Here is a 22571-nt window from a genome sequence, read left to right as displayed (position 1 = left end):
CTCATCCCGGCGCGCGCACTTTCTGGCCAGCATAGTTGCCGGTCAGCATATTCAGGAAGGCAACGAGGTCCGAGACCTCCTGCGGCTTGAGGTCGACGTTCAGCTGAGACGCAGCCATTTTTTTGACCGCCTGATCGAGTGTCCGGGCGCTTCCGTCATGGAAATAAGGCGCGGTTGTCGCGACATTACGCAGGCTGGGTACACGCAATATCCGCGGCTCGGGCGTTGCAAGCGGGCGGAATATGCCATGTTTTTGCAGCAGATTGCCGCCGACATTCTGTCCCTGATGGCACGAAACGCAGCCTAGCTGCTTAAACCGCTCATAACCGCGCAATGCCTGCTCGCTCATGGCCGACTTGTTCCCGGCTAGCCAGAGGTCGAAACGGCTGCCCGGCGTGACTAATGAGCGTTCATAGCAGGCGATGGCGTCCACCACCCCCTCGATATCGATCGATCGATCGTAGATCGCCGCAAATTCCTGTCGCATGCGGCTATCCTGAGCGAGGCGGTCAATCATTGTCTGCAGAGCCACGCCCTGCGAGACCATGGGCGACTTGATGGTCGCCAACGCCTGCTGTTCCAGCGTCCATTCCATGCCTTGCCAGCCAAGGCGGGAGTTGAGCGCGCTGTTGAATATGGTCGGCGTATCAAAACGGGTGGTGCGATTTCCCGACAGACTCCCATTGCTGCCGACGTCATGGCAGGCTGCACAAGGAAGATTGTTGCGGCCGGACAGGCGGCGATCTTCGAACAGTTTCCTGCCCAGCGCTACTTTTGCCACGTCAAGCGACGGTACTTCAATGAGAGGTTGGATCGGTTCACTTGTCCAGGGCGCAAGCGGCGCGCTCGCAAGTGGATTCGCGGGTTCGCGCCTCGTGGTGAATAAAATGAGGGCGATTACAACACCAAACAGCAGAGCGGCAGAGATCAGCAGCCTAGCCAGCTTCGGCAAGAACGGCCCACCAAGAATCGGCGGACGAACATCCATAGTTAGAACAGCCGCTCCACATTGCTGTCGAATATATACCCGACCCCGCGCTCGGTCCGAATAACCTGGGGCTGGGTCGGGTCGTGCTCCAATTTGCGGCGAAGCCGTAGCACCTGAACGTCGATCGTGCGGTCGTAGATATCCTCATGGGTTCGCGTGCCACGCAGCAGCTGCTCGCGCGAAAGAGTTCGCCTGGGTGCTTCGAGGAAAGCAATGAGCAGGGCGTATTCGCCTTTGGTGAGGGTCACAGGATTGCCTTCAGGATCGAACAGAGATCGCGTCTTGCAGCGTACTTCCCAGCCGTTGAAACGATAACCGCCGCGCTGACGCGGGTTGCCGCTCGCAAGCCGCCCCATTTCTTGCCGACGCAATGTGGCTCGAGCGCGGGCAAGTAATTCGCGAAGATGGAACGGCTTGGTCAGATAGTCGTCCGCACCCAGTTCAAGGCCGACAATGCGATCGATATCGTCCTGACGCTCTCCGGTTATGATGATGACGGGGATGTCGGATCGCTCGCGAATCTGGCGCAGAATGTCCAGCCCATCCTTCTGCCCCAACTGCAGATCGAGCAGCACCATGCTGAACGCGCCACTCTCAATCTGCTGGATGACCGACGCCGGGTCGGACAAGCCAACGGTCGGACATTGATGCCTTTCCAGATAAGTGCAGATGGTCTGCCGCATGGCAGCGTCGTCATCGATAACCAAAACGCGCCCCAGCTGGCCGCCAGCTTCTGCGGGCGGGGATATGTTCAAGGTCATGCGATCTTCGCATCTTGGGTCGCAATGCGGCAAAGCAAGCAGGCATCGCCCTGATCAGACGCCGCCAGTGCGGCATCGCAACGCCCTGCGACATTGCGCTCATGTTGCTTCCTTGTGAGACAAGCTCCGACCATTGCCGCTCCGCCAGATATGTTTTCGACCCGGCTTTCCTGAGAATGTGACGCTACGGAAAATTGTCAGACGGCCGTCCTTTGATGACGATTGTAACATCGCCGATCCGACTGTGCTTCCAGAGCAGCAGGGGGCGGCTGGTCATCTTTGCAAAAGGCGACCAGACATCCCCGTAACGGATGCCTACACATTGAGGATCGGAATATTAAACCCAATGTCGAGATAAGTATTCGCATTACTCGGCCGATCTGCCCACAAATTCGCGAATGGTCCGGCCAAGGATCAATCCTGCACTCACTTCTCCTTGAGATTGCGTGCTGCGTGATAGATGATAAGGGGCCATGTGAGGCCGCCCATCATGTCAGGCCGGGATCAGGATGCTGCGTTGGCGGGGATATTCCATTTGAACGAATCGCCGCCTTCGGCAGTGCCCGTATCACCCTGCCCCTTGAAGGCGAAATCGACTTCCGCAAAGTTCAGCGTGATATTTTCCGCCGTCTGCTCCGAACCGGAGCTGCCGCCAAGCTGAATATTGGCAATGAACACTTTCTTCATGGTGATGATCACATATTCCAGCGGATTCTCGCCAGCCTTACGAACCGTCAGCACGGCTTCGGGGATATGCTTGCCGCTAGCACAGGCCTTCATCAGGGAGGTGCTGGCGAGGTCGACATATTTGGTGACGACAATGTCGTTGAAGCTTGCCTTGCCCGTACCAGCGCCGCCACCCATATGGGCCGTGCCCATATTGGCCATGCCCCAGCTCCAGCCCTGCACGTCGATTTCCTTCTTGTGCTTGCTGTCTTCGGATTCGCCATTGATACCCTGAAGTTTCAGGAAAATATCGACCAACATTGATTTACCTCACTTATTCTTAAAGGGGAGAAGGGCGCTCAGCCATTGCCCTTGGGCAGGCGCGACACCATGCTCAGCGACACGTCCATGCCTTCGAGCTGATAATGCGGGATCATCCGGAACAGGCCGCGATAATAGCCGGGATTTTCGGGATCGGGGATCACCTCCACCGACGCGCCCTTGAGCGGCTTGCGCGCCTTGTCCTGCTCGGTCGAAAAGTCCGGCTGCAGGTCGACATATTGCATGATCCAGCTTTGCAGGTCGCGTTGCAGCACCGGCGCCTCCCGCGTGCTGCCGACCCAGTCGCGCACGATGCACTTGAGATAATGGGCGAAACGACAGCTGGCGAAGATATAGGGCAGCCTTGCGGACAGGTTTGCGCTCGCGGTCGCATCCTGATCTTCATAGGCCTTGGGCGAATGCAGCGTCTGCGCCCCGATGAAGGTGGCGTGGTCTGTATTCTTGCGATGGACCAGGGCCATCAGACCCGCCTTGGACAGTTCAGCCTCGCGCCGGTCCGAAATCGCGATTTCGGTGGGACATTTGACGTCGACGCCGCCCTCATCCGTCGGGAAGGTCGCGGTCGGCAGGTCCTCGACGGTGCCGCCCGATTCCACGCCCCGAATGCGAGTGCACCAGCCATAAGTCTTGAACGCTTCGGTCACGCGGACCGCCAGCGCATAGGATGCGTTGAGCCAAAGATAATTGTCGTGGCTGCCCAGTGCATCTTCCTCGAAAGCGAAGTCCTCGACCGGCTCGGTGTTCGCGCCATAGAGCGGGCGGCCCAGGAAGCGCGGCAGGGTGAGCGCCATGTAACGGCTGTCGTTGGAATCGCGGAAGGACCGCCACGCCATATAGTCGGTCGCGTCGAACTGTTTGGCCAGGTCACGCGGATTGGAAAGCTCGCGCCAGCTGTCCATGCCGATCAGTTGCGGAGCGGCGGCGGCGAGGAAGGGGGCGTGCGCGGCGGCGCCGATTTTGGACAGCCCCTTCATGATGTCGATATCCGGACCGCTATGGTCGAAATAATAGTCGCAGGTGATCGCGCCAAAGGGCTGTCCGCCCAACTGGCCGAACTCCGCTTCATAGAGCTTCTTGAAAAGCGGGCTTTGATCCCATGCTGCATCGCGATACTGGCGCAGCATCTTGCGCGCCTCATCCTTCGAGATGTTGAGCACACGGATCTTCAGATCCTTGCCGGTCGACGTGTTGCCGACCAGATACCATAGCCCCCGCCAAGCGGATTCGAGCTGCTGGAATTCGGGATGATGCAGGATCAGGTTGACCTGTTCGGTCAGCTTGCGGTCGATTGCTGCCTTGAGCGCGTCGACGGCGGCGAAGACGTCCTCGCCGATGATCGAGCTATCCTCAAGCGCGCGCTGGGCCAGCGTCTTGACCGCTTCCTCGATGCGCGCCTGCTTGGCGTCGCTGCTGGGCTTGAATTCGCGCTGCAAAAGCTGCGCAAAATCGTCATTGTCCAGATGCAGGGCGTCCGTTGCGGATTGCTGCTGTAGCAGTTTTTCCATCTTGCTTGTCTCCGATCAGGCTTCAGGCTCTGGCGTGACCGCCAAATCGGCGTCGTCGGTCAACGCGCCATCGTCGGCGGGACGTGCCGCGGCCAGGCTCTTCATCAATTCCGGGTCTTTCAGGATGCGTCCGAGCAACTCCTGCGCACCTTCGCGTCCATCCATGTAGACCATGAGGTCGTTGAGCTGCTCCCGCGCTTCCAACAGCTTAGCGAGCGCGGGGACTTTGCGCGCGATCTGGCCGGGGGTGAAATCATCGAGCGTGCGGAATGTCATGTCCACGCCCAGCCGACCATCGCCGGTCAGGGAGTTCTCTACATGGAAGGCCGCACGCGGCGCGATACGCTCCATGCGCTCGTCAAAATTGTCCATGTCGAATTCGACGAAGTCTCGGTCGCCAAGCGCCTTCTTCTCGATTTCCGACTTGCCGGACAGGTCCGACATCACGCCCATCACGAACGGGATTTCGACCTTCTGGCGCGAACCGTAGGTTTCGACATCATATTCGATATGCACGCGCGGTGCGCGATTCTCCTTGATGAACCGCTGCCCACTTTTCTTTGCAGCCATAGCGCTTTCCGATCATGCTGAGGATGATATGCTCTGTTGAAGCAGGGTCGTTTTCGGGCGGTCCGGTTGCAGCCGCGTTTCCTTCGCAGCATCACCGTATTACGCTTGTCACGCAGGCCAACTGCGGGATGGAAAGCCGGTTTCCCATCAGGCAGGCGCCCCTCATGCCCCTCGCCTTCCCCCCGACCGATGCAGAACCGACGTTCGACCCGCGCAGCTGGATCGTGCCCGCGTCGCCAGAGCCAGTCCGGCTCCGTGGGCGGCGCGGCGGGCTAGTCGCGATGCTGCTGCTGGGCGCTGCGATCGGCGCGGGCGTCCTTCTTCATCGGAAGGCCGAAAATCGCCCTTCGCCTGCGCTGCACCCGGCAGGCGGTCTGGCAGAAGCTCGACCGCCCGCAAGCCTTCGAAGGGGCGGCCAAGTGCGAACGGTCGTCCAGGGCACGAGCGAATTGGATCAGGTCATGGCCGCTTCGCACATGGCACCACGCCTTCGAGCCGTAATCGTGAGACAATTGAGACGCAATCCAGCCTTCCGTGCTGACGCAACGATGCACGTGACCCTTCGTCGTGATAGGGCAGGCGCCGTGACGTCCCTGACGATACAGCAGCCGGACGGCAGGCCGGTCGCGCTGTCATGGGATGCACAAAGCGCGAAGGTTCGCCAGTCGTCCGCGCAAGCGTCCTTGCGTTACAAGGTCATCAGGGGCGAGGTGGATCGCATCAGCTTCTATTCCTCGGCCGTCGCGGCGGGCATGACGGACAGGCTGATCCCAGATTTCGCGGCCGCCTTTGCCCATGATGTCGATTTCCAGCGGGAAATCGCGCCGGGCGACATATTCCAGGCCGTATATTCGACCGATGAAGGCACACAGGACAGCCGACTTCTCTATGCGTCACTGACGACACGCCAGCGCACGATCACCCTATATCGTTATTCGCAGGCGTCCGGCGGGAAGGTGGGCTGGTTCGACGGTAACGGCGTCAGCGCGGCGCGATCCCTACTGCGCACCCCGGTGGATGGCGCGCGGGTCAGTTCATCCTTCGGCCCCCGTTTCCATCCGGTGCTTCGCTATACCCGCCTGCACCGGGGCGTCGACTTTGCGGTTCCGATCGGAACACAGGTCTATGCGTCCGGCGACGGCGTGGTGCAGATAGCGGGCGGCGTGCGGGGTTATGGCAATTATCTGCGTATCCGCCATGCCGACGGTACCGAAACAGCCTATGCCCACTTGTCTCGATTCTCGACCGGGGTCATCCCCGGCGCGACGGTTCGGCAGGGACAGCTGGTAGCTCTTTCGGGCAATAGCGGCCTCTCCTCCGGCCCCCATCTGCACTATGAAGTCTATATCCGGGGCGTAGCGACCGATCCGATGCAGGTGACCCGAACGGGGTTCAGCAGCCTGCCTGGCGGCGACCTCCGCTCATTCCGCAATGAACGCGATCGGATAGACCGGCTGCGGACAGGTATGGTCAGCCCTGCTTCTGTTTCAACCGCAACGGAATAGGACCGGATATGCGGCCGCTTTGCAATCCGATCCCCTTAAACGCCTCCCCGATGAGCAGGATCGCCCCCTCCCTCGGCGGCAGCCGTCGATCATTCGATGCGACTGCGCAACAGCCGGGCGGCGTCATCCGCAGAGCCGGGCGCGATGTCCTCCAAGATCGATACGAAATCGAGCGCGACCCATTTGCGTGCGCGCTCCAGCAGCAGCGGTACGGGGCTGGATGGTTCATGCTGGCGATAATAGCGGCTGATCTGGTCCAGATGGCGCAGCACATCGTCCCGGTCGCGAATTTCACCCGACACAAGGGGCGTCCTCGCCGGATCAGTCGAAACGACCTCCGCGTCGCCATCGGGCACGACAGGCTGTTCATCGAACAGGAAGGTCTTCAAGCCGGAACGGATATTGGCAAGCAGGTCGAAAAGCGGCCTGAAATTAGGACCGGTTTCGGGGCCCGCTACCATAGTGAGGGCCGCGTCAACGCGCGCGATACCATCATGGATGAGATCAAGATGCGCAGCGACCGCCCGCAGCCCATCGTCGCCCTCCTCTTCCAGCGCCATACGGAACGGCCCCCAGCCATCGGCTCCCGCGCCTTCCCGGTGAAATCGAACCATGTCATGGCATGTGAAGATGCCGTGCCGGGGATGCGCCAAAACAGGCGCGCGCTCCATCGGCAACAACATCTCCGCGCTGCTCGTCAACGTGTCGCAAGCCCCCTTGCGTCCCTGAAAACCATAATCCTCAAGCAGGGGGTGCATGACTGGCCAACAATGTTCCACCAGCCCTGCCAGATATTGCGCGCCCCAGGCGACAACTTCCAATTGTCCGGCGGCTGCGCCAGCCCTGCAAAGATAGACGGGCAACCAAATATCGCGCGTGCGTTCGGCCTGTGCCCAGATTTTCTCGATGGTCGATCGCCAGTCGATCTCTCGGGGTTCGACGATGCCCGATGCGTCAATCGACACCGCCTGTTCGAACGCCTGATCGATCTGCTGGCGCTCTGCATCATAGGCGAGGTCGGGGCCGCCTGGCGCATCGCCAGCCAGGGGGAGAATATGAAGGTCGGGAGAAATTTCCATGTACGATGATCCAAATAAGAGCGATGCGCGTCATCCTGCCTCGCCTGTCGACACCCGATATGTCCGGGCGCGTCGCCCCCGGTCCGCCCAAGGGAGCGCACGCTGATGGCAGGAACTGCAAGCGGGCATTGGCAGGCCGCGATAAGCTGCAACCTGGGAGCAGGCGAGATAAAACTCGTTACGCTTGAAACAAAAGAAGAACTAAGCGATTTATTCACGCTCGAATTTCTTGCAGTAACAGAAAATGAAATCGATATATTACCAAATCTCGGACGTGACACGACCTTCACTATATATGAAGAGAGTAACATTGTTCGATATTTTCATGGAATAATTTCGGAAATTCATCACATAGATGAAAATTCCGATGGATTTCATTACAAAATCATTTGCAAGCCCTGGCTCGACCTTCTGAGGTTCAACCGGGCCTATCGCATCTACGAACAGAAATCCGCATTGGACATCATCAAGGACGTGCTGCGCCCGTTCGGGCGGCAGGTGGATTATGGCCGCCTGACGAACGCTTATGGCATCCGCCCCTATTGCACCCAGTATCGTGAAAGCGACCTGGATTTCGTATCGCGTCTGATGGAGCAGGAGGGGATCTACTATCATTTCCGGCATACCGCCGACGCCCATATCCTGACATTGTGCGACGGGAGGTCGTCGCACGACCCCGCGCCGGGTTATGCCGAACTATTCTTCCCCCGGTCGATGCATGGCGCGATTGGATCGCCCGAAACCATCTGGGATTGGCACGAAACCGGCGCATTGTCGGCGGAACGCGAAATTCTGCTGCAATCGCACGACTATGAAGCGCCGCGCGTGCTGAGTGCATCGGCGTCAGGCGCGCAACAGACGCAGGCGGACAAGCAGGAGGTTCATGCTTTCACCGGCAATTTCAGCGATCCCGCGCTGGGGCAGCACTGGGCGCGGATGCAACTGGAATCTGCGCGCGCTTCAAGGCGACGCTTCAATGGCAGGGGCGACGGGCTGGGCCTTGCGTGCGGCGGCATGCTGAAGCTTCGTGACGCAACCGGTCGGCGCGGGGTCAATGCCGAATTCCTGCTGACCGGCGTCCGCCACAGCATCCCGGTCGACCCCATCGAGCCCGACCATGTCCATCCCGTGCGCTTTGTGGAACTGGAGGCCGTGCGCAGCGACACCCCCTATCGCGCGCCGAGGCGTTTCGACAATCCGACAGCATCGGGGTCGGAAACCGCGACGGTGGTGCAGGGCGGCGCAGACGATGCCAATGGCGATCCGATGGGGCGGGTCAGGGTGGAATTCCACTGGGCGGGCCGGTCGAAATCGAACCAGCCGGCGCGATCCTGCTGGCTGCGCATGTCCCATCCTTCGGCAGGGTCGGAGTTCGGCCATGTCACCCTTCCCCGCAATGGCGAGGAGGTCATCGTGACCTTTCTTAACGGCGACCCGGATCGCCCGATCATCACGGGGCGCGTCTATAATGGCGACCACCGCCATCCTTATCCCCTGCCCAACGAACGGATGCGGTCGGTGTGGCGGTCGCGGACCATCGGCAATTCGGGCAGCTATCCGGGCGCGGAAAAGCCACCGACCGGCCAAGGCTATAACGAACTGAGCTTCAACGACAAAGGCGGCGCAGAGGAAGTCTATCTGCGTGCGCAGCGAGACCGCCGGACCGAGGTGATGCTGGACGATGCCCTCACCGTCCAGCGCGACCGCAAACAGCGCGTCGGCAGGGATCGCGAGACGGCGATCGCCGGCCAGGATCGGTTGACAGTCGAAAGCGGCGATCTGCGCGTAAGCGCTGAAAAAGGCTCCGTGGTGCTGGAGGCAACCAAATCGTTGGTGCTGAAGGTCGGGCAAAATTGCATCGTCATGGATCAGGCCGGGATCACGATCAGCGGCCTGACCGTCACCAGCCTAGGCCTGACATCCAACATGATGCTGGGCACCCGCGCGGAGGTCCAGGGCGTCGCGATGGCAAAGGTCACGGGGGCCCTGGCTCTGCTGATGCCCAGCGCCGCCACAGGCGCCCAAGCGGCCATGGCCATCACCAAGGGAATGGCCAGCGCCGCCCTTGCCGCAGCACCAAAACCGGGGGCCAAGCCATGACCGCCTGGCCGCAGATTGTCTGGAGCGAGGCGCAGCAGATCGTTGACCGCATCGGTTGGCAAGTCGCTGTTCCTGCTGCTCTGCCGCCCGACATATTTTTTGCGCGCCTATGGGACGAAGGGCAGCTGGTCAAAGCTCTCCTTTACCTGGCTCATGCGCTGTCGCGGCGCGATGCGATAGAATGGGCGCTGGCCTGTCTCTACGACAACGGTATCGACCGCGAAGATCCGGTCGCACGCGCCGCGACCGAATGGCTGGAAGATGCCAGCGACGCAAACCGCCGGGCGGCGGACTATGCCGGAGGGAAGGCGCTGCCCGGCTCGGCTGAACAGTTGCTTGCAAGCGCGATCTTTCTTTCCGGCGGGTCGATTGCCGCTGAAGAGCAAACGCCCGTGCTTCTCCGGCCCGAAACATGCGCCCGCTTCGTGGCCTGCTCCATCATCAAGGCGGCAACGCGCGGGACCGCCTTCGAACAGAAGATGGGGCGAGCGCTCAGCATGGGGGAAGCGGTCGCGCGCGGAACACAAAAAGGGTTTTGAGCATGGCCTTGATATTGCAGATCGTCCGGCAGGAAGGCGCGGGCCCGACGCCGTCGTCCTCAACCATTCGACTCGACCGCCACGGGGCACTCATCGGGCGCTTTTCCCACGCCGACTGGACCTTGCCGGACTCGCAAAACTATATCTCTTCCAGCCATTGCGAGATTAGCTTTCGCGACGGCAACTATGTGCTGACCGACCGCAGCACCAACGGCACTTTCCTCAACGGAGCGCCGCAGCGGCTGACTGCCCCTCATCTATTGGTGCAGGGCGATGAGATTGCGATCGGGCATTATCGCATTAGCGCGCGGATCGAGGAACCAGCGCGGGATGCCGTGGTCGCGCTAGCCGGCCAAGAGCCGGCTATGGACGATTCTGGCTGGTCAGATTGGCCGTCCGAGCAACGACGGGAGGCGAACGATTGGGCGTCAGAGCCGGAGTCGATGGCATGGGTATCGATCGACAAGGATGAGGATAGAGGGTGGGGGAAGATTGAACCTCCGCTCGCAAGCGACGCAGCTATCTGGCCTGCGCCCGCTCAAGCAGCAATATCCGGGGCGGGGCCGCTAGCGGATCATTGGGCGGCGCCCATACCAGTCGCCCCGCCACCTTCCCCCGCCGCCATCGATTCCGCCCCCGTATTTTCCGAAAGCGACATTTGGTCCAGGCTTGCCGAGGGGCATCATGTGGAATGGGGTGGCGACACCTTTGCCGCGCCGTCCGCGGCCGCAACCCAAACGGTTTCTCCAACGATCGATCAGCCGACGGTCAGCGGATCGGACGATGCCTGCTGGCGCGCCTTTCTGAAAGGCGCTGGGCTTACAGAAGACGATATCGGCGTCAGTCGCGAGGCGGTGATGGAAACCGCCGGAGAAGCGCTCCGCCTATCGCTCGCCGGGCTGCTTCCGATGGTCGATGCCCGGTCGCGAGCCAAGGCGCAGATGGGCGTGCAAACCACGATATTGGAGTTGGACGGCAACAATCCGCTCAAGTTCGTGCGCGCGCCGGAACGGGCGCTCGCGCTACTGCTGAACCCGGCGCAACGCGGCTTCCTGTCCACGGAACGCGCAATCGAAGGCGCTTTCCGCGATTTGCAAGCGCATCAGATGGCGACCTTGATGGCAATGAAGGGCGCATTGCGCGCGGCACTGGAAAATTTTTCGCCAAGTAGCATACGCCAACGCCATGGCGAGGGCAGCATCATGGCCAAACTGCTGCCCATGATCGAGGACGCCCGACTGTGGCGTCAGTATGAAGCAGAATTTGACGGCGTGGTCCGGGGATCGAACGAAGCCTTCGTGGACGTCTTTGCCAAGGAATTCCGAAACGCATATGAACAGAATTCGATCGACGGCTGCTAAGCGTTCGATCCCACAATGCGCCGTGCGGCAGGATTCATTCGCCGCAGATCGACATGGCGCTCTCGATTGCGAACCGGCATTCGTTGGGTGCAGGAAGGTGAACATTGGCTGCCGCGCGACGGGACTTCCCGGGCGAACATTCCAGTTTCGCCCACATGGCGACAGCCCTTTTTCGAGTGGCGCGAAGCCGTCCACATCAGCGGATTCCGTGCCCCTGATCCGTCGGCAGCAGCCCGCTCGCCCGCCAAGGATCCACAAGCTCCGAACAACGGGCGATAAAAAATTGTTACAAATGTGCGGGTTGGCCGGTGCCGCGGTGTCTCTCGTTCAACGCCATCCTGGCGTCAGAATGTGGGGCAAATCACGATGTGGCAGCGTTTAGGCAAATATCTTGGATCAGCCAGCACGATAGGGATGGTGGCGCTGCTAAGTCAGCACCCCGTCGCCGCGCAGGTAAGCGACCCGCATGCCAGTCAGGATGGCTGCGGCGTGCTCGTCGACGGCGCGGTAACCTGTTCACCCAGCCAGGATCTCTCCCAGGGCACGCGCTATGACGCGGATGGCGACATCACAATCAACCTAGAGGATGGACTGGCTTTGACGCCCATGCAGGGGTTTGCGGGCGTCATTGCGGTCTCCAATGTCCTCACAGGCGGTTCGGTCGCCATCAACGGTTCAGGCGCCGCGATCACGACGACCGACGCCATCGGCACGGTAGTGGAAGCAGACGGCGACATTACCGTGAGCCTTGGAAGCGTGTCTGCCACCGCTGTCACGCCTGGTGAAATCGCAGGCGGGATATGGACCGCCACCACCGCCGGATCGACCCGGATCGATGTGGGATCGATTGAAACCAGCGGAGAACTTGCACGCGCAATCGTTGTCGAAGGCTACGGCAGCGGAAGCGTCGACGTGAATGCCGGTTCGGTATCCACCAACGGAACGTTGGCGGACGGCATCACAGTTATTTCAGGCGGCACCAGCACCGTCAATCTCGGCTCTTTCACCGGCCGGGGCGACGGCATCTACGGCGTTTTCGTGCAAAGCGGCGTCGAAACGGAGGCAGGTTATGCCTACGGCCCTGGCTTCATCAACGTCGGCACCATCGATCTGGTGGGCAATCAGGGCGCTGGCATCGTCTACACAGGAGCGGGTGATGCCTACATTGGCGCTGGCACCGTCAAGGCCATCGGCGATGGGAATTTCGGCGTCTATTACCGGGGGGAAGGCTCAACCTTCATAACGGTCGATACCCTGAACCTTGAAGGCCTCAACAGCACGGGCTTGTACGCGGAAGCTTTTGGCTCGGTTTACATCGACGTCGAGGATGCCGTCTTCAAGGGTGAAGGAACCGGGGTGATCGTCGGCAATTCCTATCTCGGCGACGTAAGCATCAATGTCGGATCGCTCACGGCCGAGGGTGGCAGCGGGGTGATCGGAGTGGCCGACGGCAACGTCCTCATCAAGGCCGGGACCGTGAATGCCGCCGGCTTCTTGGGGTTAGGCGTGGGTGCCGGATCGACGCGGGGGAGTGTCTCGATCGATGTGAGCGCCATCGGGGTCGAAGGGTTCGGTGCGCGCGCCATTTCCGCTGAGGCGTTCGGTGGCGATCTCACCATACGGGCGGGAACGGTCAACGCCATCGGCGAGAACGCACAAGGCATCCAGGCGAGCGCGCGGACAAGTCTGATCCAGGTCGACGGCGCCTTGAAGATAGAGGGCGACGGAGGTGTCGGTATCCTCAGTTCAACGACGCGCGGCGATAACGTCGTAATCGTGAACGGGCCCTTGTCCACAACCGGCAAGTCCACGCACGGATTACGCATTACCGGTCGATCCGGCGAAGCGAAAATCCGCACTGCCGCTACAGTGTCCACGACCGGCGACAGGGCCTACGGCATCTGGGGTACGGGCGAGGACGGTCAGGTTGTCGTCGAGGCTGCGTCGGTTACCACATCCGGAGCCAAGGCCGACGGGATCCACGCCCGCACGCGCTATACCGAGTTTTTCCTTGGCGATCCGGGCCTCGAACCTGTCCCCTTCACCGGCGATATCAGCATCCGCGCCAGCCAAGTTGCGGTGACTGGCGCTGGAGCGAACGGCATCAGCGCAAAAGGTCTTGGCAATGCCGATATCCTGGCAGGCGATGTGTCCGCCCTCGCCGGCACCGCGATCGAGGCTGACATGATTGGAGAGGTGGCGCTCGACCTGCGCGGCACGATCACATCCGGCGGGGCGAGTGCGATCAACGCCACGGCCACGAATGTGGATGTGCGGGTCGGCGCAGCAGCAAGGATATACGGCGCTGTCGATGGGCTTGTGATCAATGCGGCGGGTCCGCGTTGCAAGCAACGCCCTCCAAAGGATGGGTCGCCCAACCCATGCGTCAATCCGGGCGCTGACGAATTTTTTGCGGTTTTTCCTCCTGAGGAAGGCCCGGTAGCTCCTGTGGATGCGGGGCCGCTTGCCTCGATCGCTCTGCCAGATCCCATCTCGTTTGGAGGAGCTGCCCGCATTCAAAACCGTGGCACGATCGAAGCTGTCGGCGGATACGCCGTGCGCGCGGAAAAAGGCACGGTCGCGCTCGAAAACGATGGCACCATAGTCGGCGCGATCAAGTTTGGCGCAGGCGACGACGTCTTCGCCAACCATGGTCTCTTCCGTATGACCAAGGACAGCGATTTCGGGGCCGGCTTCGATGTCCTGCGCAACAGCGGTACGTTGTCGCTCGCAGCGTCGCAGGTGCGGCTCGCAGGGTTGGACCGGCTTGAAAACAGTGGATCGATCGATCTGCGCAACGGTGCGGCGGGCGATGTGCTGAAGATATCGGGCGACTATGTCGGCTCGGCAAGCGCCACCCTGCATCTTGACGTCGATGGCGTGCGCTCTCGCGCAGACCGCTTGGTCGTTGAGGGCGACGCGTCCGGCTCCACGGTCGTCAATCTGCTGACGAGCCCAAGCACCGCCACGCTGACCGATGCCAAGGGTATCGTGGTGATCGACGTCAAGGGTAAAGCAGGCAAGGACACGTTCATACTGGCCGATTCGGCGCGCGATATCGGCTTTGTCCGTTACTCGCTGACACGTGATGGCGCGACCGGCAGCTACGCCGTGGTTAGGCGCGCGGGTAGAGGCGCCTATCGCCAGCTGGGCGCGCTGCAGGCATCGAACGATATGTGGGCGACGAGCGCGGATCTCTGGCGCGCACGCAGCCTTGCCATCCGTGATTCGCAGGGCGACGATCCCGCTGGTCTTCGCTTGTGGGGCACGCTCCAGGGTGGTCGCTCCACGCGTGACTGGAGCGCGGGCACGGGCGGTGAGAGCTTCGACCTCGACTATCGCATGACCCGGCAGGGCGGTCAGCTGGGCTTTGATCTGGCAGGCAGAAATAACGACAGCAATATGCTGAGGATTGGCATTACCGCCGGCTATTCGACCGCTACGCTGAGCTATGATCCAGGTGAGCGCATCAAGCTTTCGACGGCGAATGCCGGTCTGTACGCCAATTACGTCAGCGACCGGGTATTCGCGAACCTGCTCGTTAAGTACGACCGGCACGAGTTCGAGTTCGAAGCCGCGGCCCTGACCTCCCAAGTGGGACTCGATGGCTCAACCTTGGGCGCGGAAGGTGAGGCGGGCGTGCGGCTTGGAGGGTCGGACCTTTTCATCGAGCCGTCCGTGGGGCTGGCCTGGACCCACACGCAGATCGACAGTCTCGTGACCGCTTCGCAGCAGATCGACTTCGATAACAGCAACCTGCTCAAAGGCCGCGCCGGCGTGCGCTTCGGGGGTACGACCAACTTCAGCCAAAAGGACGCGCTGACCGTCTATGCAGGCCTCAATGCTGTGCAGCTGTTTGGCAAAGACTACGCTCTCACGCTCACGAGCGGCGGAAGCCAGCGGATCACAGCGGCGCGCCTCGGGACATATGGCGAAGGTCGGATCGGCCTTGGCTATCGTACCAGCGGTGGTTTCGAACTGTTCGCCGAGGGTCAGGGCGAAATCGGCAACGGCTATGACGGGGTCACCGGGCGCGCAGGCTTCCGTGTCGCACTCTGACCTTATGATATCCGTTTACAGGGAGGGAGCCATGCACGCGTGACTGCATCCACTGACAGGTGTCGACCACACGTCGGCACTGGCGGGTTGATGGCCGCGCCGGTCAGCACGAAGGAAGCCGTTGGTGCCAGCATGCCGTTGTCGGGCATGCTGGCACTTCCCGCTTCCGGCGCTAAGCTCAGCGCATGTCTTCTTTGTCGCCCCGGACACGCGAGCGGACGTCCAAGCTGCGCGGCAGCCGGGATATGTGGTCGCTAGCATGGCGCGCGGGCAAATCGTGACTAGCCTCGAATTGGAAACAGCTGCCCCGCCTTCTTCCGCCGGGCTCGAAGCGGTTTATCTGGCGCATCGCAACAGCCTCCTGCGGTTCCTGCGCGCGCGTGGTGCAGGTTCTGACGCCGACGATCTTGTGCAGGAACTTTGGGTGCGCGTAAATCTACAGCGCAGCGGTCCGGTGCTGAACCCGCTAAGCTACCTTTATAGAGCCGCCAACAATCTGATGCTCAACGCCTTCCGTTCAAGCACGCGCAATGCCGAACGCGAGGCCGCATGGGGCGAGGTTCACCTGACAGGTAACGCAGACGACGCCGAAGCCGGCATGGTCGCACGCGGCGAAATAGACCTCGCCCGCCAGCGCCTTGCCGATTGCGGCGCCCGGGTACAGGAGATATTTTTCCTGTTCCGCATCGAAGGACTGTGTCAACGCGACATCGCGGCGCGCCTCGGCTTGAGCCTGAGTGCGGTGGAAAGAGATATCCAGCGCGCATATCGCGCGATCGCGGCATTGAAGGATGAGGAACGTGGCTGAGCAGGTGGCGATGCGATGACCCCCGCGTGCGAGAAAGCCCGTGGGGCTGCCGCCGACTGGCTGATCCGCCAGCGCGATCCAGCATTCGAGGAGTGGGAGGCATTTACGCAGTGGCTGGAAGCCGATCCGGCGCATGCGACAGAATTTCAAAGGCTCATGGCGCTCGATGCCGCGCTTGCCAAAAATCTGCGTCTCGGACCTGGAGGTGCCGCGACTGCGCCTCAAAAGCGGGCATGGCCTCTCCGCGCCATGGGCGGATTCGGGGCGGCTGCGGCCCTAGTGGTCGCAGCGGTGTTGTCGTTTGGTCCAAGCGCCACAACCCGATATGCGGTCGACACCGCGCAAGGCCAGCGTAAGCACATCCTGCTGGAAGACGGCAGCCGGGTGGTGCTCGATGGTGATACCCGTGTACAGCTTGACCCGGAACATCCTCGGGAAGTGACGCTGGAAAGCGGTGAGGCGCTGTTCGACGTCGTCCATAACGCCGATATACCATTCAGGGTGCGTTTCGATGGTGGCAGCGTGCGCAATCTGGGCACTCGCTTCACGGTTCGGCGGCGCGGCACCGAAACCCAGGTCGCCGTGTCGCAGGGGGCGGTCGCGTTCGACGCCGGGCCGCACCAGGTCGAATTGCGGCCTGGGCAAAAGCTGGAACAGCAGGGCAGAAAGCTGACGGTGGCCGGTGTCGCCGTTGATGAAGTCGGCCGCTTCGCAACGCCGCGGCTGTCCTACAGCGATGCGCGGCTGGCGCTTGTGGGCGCGGACCTTTCTCGCGAACTCGGTGCTGAGGTTGCGATCGCGCCCCAAATAGCCGACCGGCGCGTCACCATGACCTTTCAGCTTGAATTGGACACGGACCGCAGCATGCGGCGCCTTGCGGCCCTGCTTGACCTCCAGGTGCGAAAGACCGGCGAAGGATGGGTGATATCGGCGGCACGATGAGGCGGTGGCTGACGATTTTCCCGGCGAGCGTGATGATTGCCCCGCCGGTCATGGCGCATGAGGCGGTACAGGTGAACATCCGCGCCGGCACTTTGCAGTCCGCTATCATTGCGCTCGCACGGCAGACTGGGATCAGCATCGCCCTCTCCGATCCCGGCCTTGGGCGATTGCGGCTGTGCGGATTTTCGGGCCGGATGACGATAGATCGTGCCGTGCGCCGCATGACTTCAGGGTTGCCGATCAGGGTGACGTCCATCGATGCCATGGCCTTTCGTCTGGACCGCACCGCGCCCGATCGACACCGGGTGATGCGCCGCGTCTCGCCTGTCGCACGCCGCCTTCCGTTGATCCGTGTCGAAACTCGGGCAACACCGCCTGACGATATTATCGTCATCGCAAGCAAGCGTACGACGCTCGCGTCCAGCTATCCGGGGACTGTCCAGGTCATAACCGCAGACGAGATCGCATGGAGCGGGCCGACCGGAACCGACGCGATCGAACACGCGGTAACTTCACTGAGTTCCACGCATTTTGGCCAAGGGCGTGACAAGCTGTTCCTGCGCGGAGTGGCGGATTCGAGCTTCACCGGACACTCACAGGGGACCGTCGGTCAGTATCTGGGAGAAGCGCGCATCAACTACTCCGGTCCCGATCCTAATCTGCGCCTGTACGATATTGATCAGGTGGAAGTGCTTAAGGGACCGCAAGGCACACTCCATGGCGCTGGCGCGCTTGGGGGGGTGATCCGCATTGAACCCCGGGCGCCCGACCCGCGATCGGTGGAGGCAAGCGTCGTCACGTCGGCGTCGCTTACGCGCGGCGGCCAAGTGGGACTGGAGCTTGCGGCGACGCTGAACCTCCCGGTCGAATGGCAGGATGGCGCAATTCGCCTAGTGTCCTATCATGTGCGTGAGGGCGGCTTTGTCGATGACGCGTCCCGCCGCCGTCAAAATATCGATGCGCGCACCATCTCTGGCGGGCGGGGAATATTGACGTTCGCACCCGGTGGGGACTGGCACTCGGAACTCATGATAGCGGCGCAGAACATAAGGGCTGCCGACGCCGGATATGAGGATCGGCGATTGCCCGGGCTGACCCATGCCTCGCCATTCCCGGAACCTTACGCCACACGCTTTCGGCTCGCTTCCATCACCGTTCGCCGCCCCAGCAGCGCGGCCGATCTGACCGGTAACATTGCATATACGCGTGCCCAATTGCGTGATGTCTTCGATGCGACGCAGTCGCTCCCCGGTCGGCTGTCGCTTTCGCGGCGCAACATGTCCGAGGTTGTTTCGGCTGAAGCGCGGATCAACCACAGCTCCGAAACGTCACTCAGCTGGCTGGCGGGGGGGAGCATTGTCGGCAGCCGCACGGCATTTACGTCCGACCTGCGCGACCGCGATGGATCGGGCATCGCAGCCGAAATACGGACCCAATCTGGCGAGGCGATGGTTTTTGGCGAGGCAACGCTGACAAATGGGCCCGCTGCGGTCACGCTGGGTGCGCGTGCGAGCGGATGGCTTACCCGGGTTCGCACGTCGGCCCGTATCAGCAATGGGACGACCATGGAGGCGCAAGACGACGGGGTGCGATTTGTGCCTTCCATTGCGGCCTTGTTGATCCCGCACCGGCATTTGCAGCTGTTTGCGCGCTATGCGGCCGGCTACAGGCCTCCTGCGGCGACGACGGCTCCGGGAAGCAAGCGGATCATTTCGGGCGACCGATATTCCTCCTTGGAAATAGGTGCGCGGATCGGAGCGGCAGGAATAGGCGGATTAAGCGGCACCTTGTCGCTGACGACCGGGCGCTGGCGCGACGTGCAGGCCGACGTCATCGACAACAGCGGGTATCTGTCCACCGCGAACATAGGCGATGCCCGGGTCACATCGCTCGACGCAGCGTTGACATGGCGGCCGGACGCGGCGTTCGACGTGAACGCCAGTGCCACGTTCAATCGCACGACGGTCAACCCTGACGGTATCGGGATCATCAACATCGACCGGGGAGAGCTACCCAACGTGCCGGATGTCAATGCGCAGGTCCGGCTCACATACAGGGGCGACCCGTTGTCCCCTGCCCCTTACCGGCTCTCGCTCGGCATTCACTATAGCGGACGCTCGATACTGGGGGCAGGCCCCGAACTCGGTCGTCGGCAGGGCGGGTTTGTCGATGCGGATACAGGCATCTTCATTCTCCGCGGGAAAATGGAGTGGTTTGCGACAGCGAGCAACCTGCTGGGGTGCAAGGGGCGCAGATTTGCCCTGGGATCGATCGCACAGGCGGGATCGGCCGACCTCTACATGCCCCAGGCGCCGCGAACGGTGCGGATCGGCATTCGGGTCAAGCACTGAACAAGCGCCGCCTCATGCCATAGGGCGCGTTCAGAGCGGTGCGAGCTTAATCTCAACCGCAGCCATGCGAAGCTAACCAAAACGCGCCTACCATCAGACAGCGTATAGTCCTCGTCTTCGGCTTGGCGCTTGCGGCGGTGGTCGCGACCGATACCCTCGGACAGTCGTCGACGCGTCGCCCCGTCGAATATGCGGGTCTCCGCCCGCCAGCCGAAACAGCTGCGCCGTGGCGCGAAACGCCTTGGCGATTATCTCTCGCACGACCTGCGATGGCTTGGTCGTGTAGCGCTACTCTCCCTGGTTACGAACGTCGCCCAAGTCGGTCAGCGCCACCGATATAGCCGTTATCCCATGGGCTGCCAGGCTCGATATGGAGGGTGGTGACGCCGGGCCTGCCCAACCGTTCGCGCACGGCATTTGGCGACGAACTCGGGGCCATTTCGACGCCTCGTGCGGGATCGCCCGACCAACCTTCAGGCCGCCATATTCCTTGCGCCACCCATATAGCCTCAGCTCTGCGGTCCCAATCTGACGACAGCCCGACTGCTATGCCGCCTCGCCCCCCCGATCACATCCACTTAACGCAGCTTTGCGATGATCTGCCCCGGTGTAAGCCTCTGACGTCCGATAGTTTCCTCAATTCTCGTGCCCTCCCAGGGCTCTCTTCAGAATTGGAACTGTTTTCCAAGACCGACCAGATCAGCGACGCCCGCAGAGCCGAAAACGATCTGAGGCCAAAGGCAAATCATATGTTAAATCATTCAAAAATAGGTTGCTTGATGTTCCGCGGGCTTCCAGTCGAAAAATGAATGGCGACAAAAATGGCATATATAGACTCGATATCTATAGCCAGCTGCGTTCAGATCAGAAAATAAGTCTTCGAGAGTGGGTGTGATTCCAACGCCGTTCATCCTATTTCTAACAGTGACTACGTCAGTGTTCATTCCCAGCATCGTGGCATCGTTCAATGCATATAAGGCCCGGTATGTCTCATCAAATGGCTTCCCGTTTTTTCCCATTCTCTCTTCGGCCGATTGAAATTTCGTTAGTCTGTAGTTTTCGATCGAACCACTCTTGCAGTCTATGCTTACAACCCCCCTATGCTGAAAATAGCTTGTGACAGTTTCTACCATCAAGGTTTGACCTATCGGTCCCAAAAATTCCACATCGGAGCCTTGAGGAACAGCGATAGATTTCCTCATCATGGTTTGTTCGCCATGTGCCGATATCAGCAACTTTCTGTTGATTGCCGGCTTATTGGCTGGGTGCCAGAGATAGAAATTTTTTCCTAGAGCGGTTCGCTGAGCCAAATGCAATTCCTTTCAGGAGCACGTTAGCCAAACGAAACTGCACGATCGTTTCAAAGATGCTACGATTGTTGTCGATGGGGAGGATGCTGCTACATTCGTCACCGTAGAAGTGACCGAGCTTGGGCTGACAGATTTCGTCCGCCCGCGCCCCGGTGAACTGGGCGATCAGCGGCACCGAGAACCCCCCGTAGCGTGGTCGCTGACACCCCACCTTGTCGTAGCCGCGCTCGCCATCGACGCACCCGCGATAGAGCGACACGGTGAAGATGGCATGAAGCTGCTCCCGGTCAAAGGGGAGAGCGGTTGTCGCGCTTGTTGACCGGATCGGGCAGGCGCAGTTCACATGCCGGGTTGCGAGCGAGCGGTTCCTCATTGACCGCCCATTTCAGGAAGCTGCTCATATTCAACGTCAACTTTGCGATACGGATATTGGCGTTAGCAGCGCTGATAAGGTCGGCTTCGCCGCGCGTTCGAGCGCGATCAGCGGCTTGGCGGGCGGTGAGCTTGGGGAACCGCTTGGCGGCATTGCGCGGCATGAAACGCAGCACGTCGATATAGTCGCGACAATGGGCACGAGCGAGCGATCGCATGGGAACGTCAACGCACGGCAGGAGAAGGCCCTGATCCGGATGTTTGCCGAGGGCCCAAACGGCTTCAGGGGTGGCCTGAGTGCGGCAAACTACCGGACCATCACCGACGCAGCCCCCGCGACGGCTACTCGCGATCTCGCAGAACTGGTCGAGCTAGGGGCGCTTCGCAGGTAAGCTGAAGCACACAAGGTACTATTTGAACCTTGGCGAATGACCAACCGCCCTGCACGTCCGATATTCTCTGTGCAGTGCGCCCTCAGGCTCGTTCGAGAATAGGGGCGAGCAAGCGTTGCGCACGTGCGGAGCCGAAATCCTGGATGGCCTTGACGAGACGCGAACGGTTCATTTCCTTCGCCCGCTCAAGGGCGCGCGGACGCTATGCCGATTTGTCTTCCGCCAGCCGATCGAGATTGCGCAGCAGATCGACCAGCAGCATTCCTTGGATAGCCGCTTCGGCACCGTGGCCGCATGCGGAAATCATAGATACGCCCGTCGAGTGTAAACTTCCCGTACCGCTTGCGATTGTAAACGATCGGCTCGTTGTAGAGCTGCGTCGTACCGACGCCGAGCCCATTGAACGCATTTAGCGAAACCATCAGAAAGCGGTCATCGCCGAGGAATGTCCCGACAAGCTTTTCGGGCTTGGCCGGCGCCGCCCCGAACCTGGTTTGACGCGGCGCCATGTAGACACCGGCCGAGACCTTTTCGAGGCGCCCTTCGTCTGCCATTTGCCGCACATGACGATCGACAGCGTTGGACCAGCGCGCGAGATCCTTGCGACGGTAAACCTGTCCAGGGCGTAGATGGCGCTTGAGATAGCTGAGGGCCGACATGTCAAATCTCCTGCGCCCAGATAGGCGCGCGGGAGCCATTATGTAACAATCCTCGTTAACCATTCATGCAAGACATACTTGCCCGGGAAATATGCGCCCTTCCACCTTCGGCGGGAGCAGACCATACAAGTTGGACACCCGGCCGAGCCGATTCAGTCGCCTCCCTTGGCAACAGCATCCCATGTTGGACTTGTAACGGTTTTGCGCCGGTCACCCATCTCATTATGCCACCTGGGCTTCGAATGCGAGCGGGCTGATGCCG

The 22571-nt window shown here is 61.0% G+C and carries 18 protein-coding genes and 1 pseudogene; 8 read left to right on the top strand and 11 right to left on the bottom strand.

Annotated elements, in window-relative coordinates; all coding sequences use genetic code 11:
• Position 1 precedes the first annotated feature (1 nt).
• The 5 genes from ACETPF_RS19325 to tssB all read right to left on the bottom strand — a co-directional run bounded on the left by ACETPF_RS19325 (position 2) and on the right by tssB (position 4832).
• Positions 2 to 988, bottom strand: coding sequence for a cytochrome-c peroxidase (locus tag ACETPF_RS19325; RefSeq protein WP_373936240.1), 987 nt, complete (start codon positions 986 to 988; stop codon positions 2 to 4).
• 2 nt (positions 989 to 990) lie between these two features.
• Positions 991 to 1749, bottom strand: coding sequence for a response regulator (locus ACETPF_RS19320; RefSeq protein WP_373936239.1), 759 nt, complete (start codon positions 1747 to 1749; stop codon positions 991 to 993).
• A 504-nt stretch (positions 1750 to 2253) separates the two neighbouring features.
• Complete coding sequence (locus ACETPF_RS19315) at positions 2254 to 2736, bottom strand: Hcp family type VI secretion system effector (RefSeq protein WP_373936238.1); 483 nt, start codon at positions 2734 to 2736, stop codon at positions 2254 to 2256.
• 38 nt (positions 2737 to 2774) lie between these two features.
• Complete coding sequence (gene tssC / locus ACETPF_RS19310; RefSeq protein WP_373936237.1) at positions 2775 to 4262, bottom strand: type VI secretion system contractile sheath large subunit; 1488 nt, start codon at positions 4260 to 4262, stop codon at positions 2775 to 2777.
• A 15-nt stretch (positions 4263 to 4277) separates the two neighbouring features.
• Positions 4278 to 4832, bottom strand: coding sequence for a type VI secretion system contractile sheath small subunit (gene tssB / locus ACETPF_RS19305; protein ID WP_373936236.1), 555 nt, complete (start codon positions 4830 to 4832; stop codon positions 4278 to 4280).
• A 584-nt stretch (positions 4833 to 5416) separates the two neighbouring features.
• Here tssB and ACETPF_RS19300 point away from each other — a divergent pair.
• The gene (locus tag ACETPF_RS19300) at positions 5417 to 6337 is read left to right on the top strand and encodes a peptidoglycan DD-metalloendopeptidase family protein (protein WP_373936235.1); all 921 of its coding nucleotides are present in this window, start codon (positions 5417 to 5419) and stop codon (positions 6335 to 6337) included.
• Positions 6338 to 6426: 89 nt separating this feature from the next.
• Here ACETPF_RS19300 and ACETPF_RS19295 read toward each other — a convergent pair whose 3' ends face one another.
• A complete protein-coding gene (locus ACETPF_RS19295; protein ID WP_373936234.1) occupies positions 6427 to 7416 on the bottom strand; it encodes a type VI secretion system protein TssA in 990 nt (329 codons plus the stop codon).
• Positions 7417 to 7521: 105 nt separating this feature from the next.
• On the opposite strand from ACETPF_RS19295, the gene ACETPF_RS19290 reads away from it, so the two are divergent.
• The 7 genes from ACETPF_RS19290 to ACETPF_RS19260 all read left to right on the top strand — a co-directional run bounded on the left by ACETPF_RS19290 (position 7522) and on the right by ACETPF_RS19260 (position 19576).
• Positions 7522 to 9516, top strand: a complete 1995-nt coding sequence (locus ACETPF_RS19290) for a type VI secretion system Vgr family protein (RefSeq protein WP_373936233.1) — start codon at positions 7522 to 7524, stop codon at positions 9514 to 9516.
• The gene (locus tag ACETPF_RS19285) at positions 9513 to 10055 is read left to right on the top strand and encodes a DUF6931 family protein (protein ID WP_373936232.1); all 543 of its coding nucleotides are present in this window, start codon (positions 9513 to 9515) and stop codon (positions 10053 to 10055) included. Before ACETPF_RS19290 ends, ACETPF_RS19285 begins: the two co-directional genes overlap by 4 nt.
• Before the next feature lie 2 nt (positions 10056 to 10057).
• The gene (tagH, locus tag ACETPF_RS19280) at positions 10058 to 11416 is read left to right on the top strand and encodes a type VI secretion system-associated FHA domain protein TagH (RefSeq protein WP_373936231.1); all 1359 of its coding nucleotides are present in this window, start codon (positions 10058 to 10060) and stop codon (positions 11414 to 11416) included.
• A gap of 414 nt (positions 11417 to 11830) precedes the next feature.
• Positions 11831 to 15475 carry an autotransporter outer membrane beta-barrel domain-containing protein gene (locus tag ACETPF_RS19275; protein WP_373936230.1) on the top strand — a complete coding sequence of 1215 codons (3645 nt, stop codon included), beginning with the start codon at positions 11831 to 11833 and terminating at the stop codon, positions 15473 to 15475.
• Between the two features lie 277 nt (positions 15476 to 15752).
• Positions 15753 to 16283, top strand: a complete 531-nt coding sequence (locus ACETPF_RS19270) for an RNA polymerase sigma factor (RefSeq protein WP_373936229.1) — start codon at positions 15753 to 15755, stop codon at positions 16281 to 16283.
• Between the two features lie 15 nt (positions 16284 to 16298).
• Positions 16299 to 17225, top strand: coding sequence for a FecR family protein (locus ACETPF_RS19265; RefSeq protein WP_373936228.1), 927 nt, complete (start codon positions 16299 to 16301; stop codon positions 17223 to 17225).
• A 308-nt stretch (positions 17226 to 17533) separates the two neighbouring features.
• Positions 17534 to 19576 (top strand): TonB-dependent receptor, encoded by a 2043-nt coding sequence (locus tag ACETPF_RS19260; protein ID WP_373936268.1) that lies wholly within the window; start codon positions 17534 to 17536, stop codon positions 19574 to 19576.
• Positions 19577 to 19910: 334 nt separating this feature from the next.
• Here ACETPF_RS19260 and ACETPF_RS19255 read toward each other — a convergent pair.
• The 5 genes and pseudogenes from ACETPF_RS19255 to ACETPF_RS19235 form a co-directional block, all read right to left on the bottom strand.
• Positions 19911 to 20025, bottom strand: a pseudogene (locus ACETPF_RS19255) (IS3 family transposase); the annotation flags it as partial.
• A 312-nt stretch (positions 20026 to 20337) separates the two neighbouring features.
• Positions 20338 to 20811, bottom strand: coding sequence for a putative adhesin (locus tag ACETPF_RS19250; protein ID WP_373936267.1), 474 nt, complete (start codon positions 20809 to 20811; stop codon positions 20338 to 20340).
• A 19-nt stretch (positions 20812 to 20830) separates the two neighbouring features.
• Complete coding sequence (locus ACETPF_RS19245; protein ID WP_373936227.1) at positions 20831 to 21145, bottom strand: site-specific integrase; 315 nt, start codon at positions 21143 to 21145, stop codon at positions 20831 to 20833.
• A gap of 28 nt (positions 21146 to 21173) precedes the next feature.
• Positions 21174 to 21476, bottom strand: coding sequence for a site-specific integrase (locus ACETPF_RS19240; protein WP_373936226.1), 303 nt, complete (start codon positions 21474 to 21476; stop codon positions 21174 to 21176).
• Between the two features lie 359 nt (positions 21477 to 21835).
• Positions 21836 to 22309: a hypothetical protein gene (locus tag ACETPF_RS19235; protein WP_373936225.1), complete on the bottom strand. Its 474-nt coding sequence runs from the start codon at positions 22307 to 22309 to the stop codon at positions 21836 to 21838.
• Positions 22310 to 22571: the final 262 nt, after the last annotated feature.

Origin of the sequence: Sphingobium agrisoli (assembly GCF_041877245.1) — a bacterium.
Taxonomy (GTDB): domain Bacteria; phylum Pseudomonadota; class Alphaproteobacteria; order Sphingomonadales; family Sphingomonadaceae; genus Sphingobium.
Note: the sequence above shows the minus strand (reverse complement) of the source record. Positions and strands in the feature narration are given on the sequence as shown.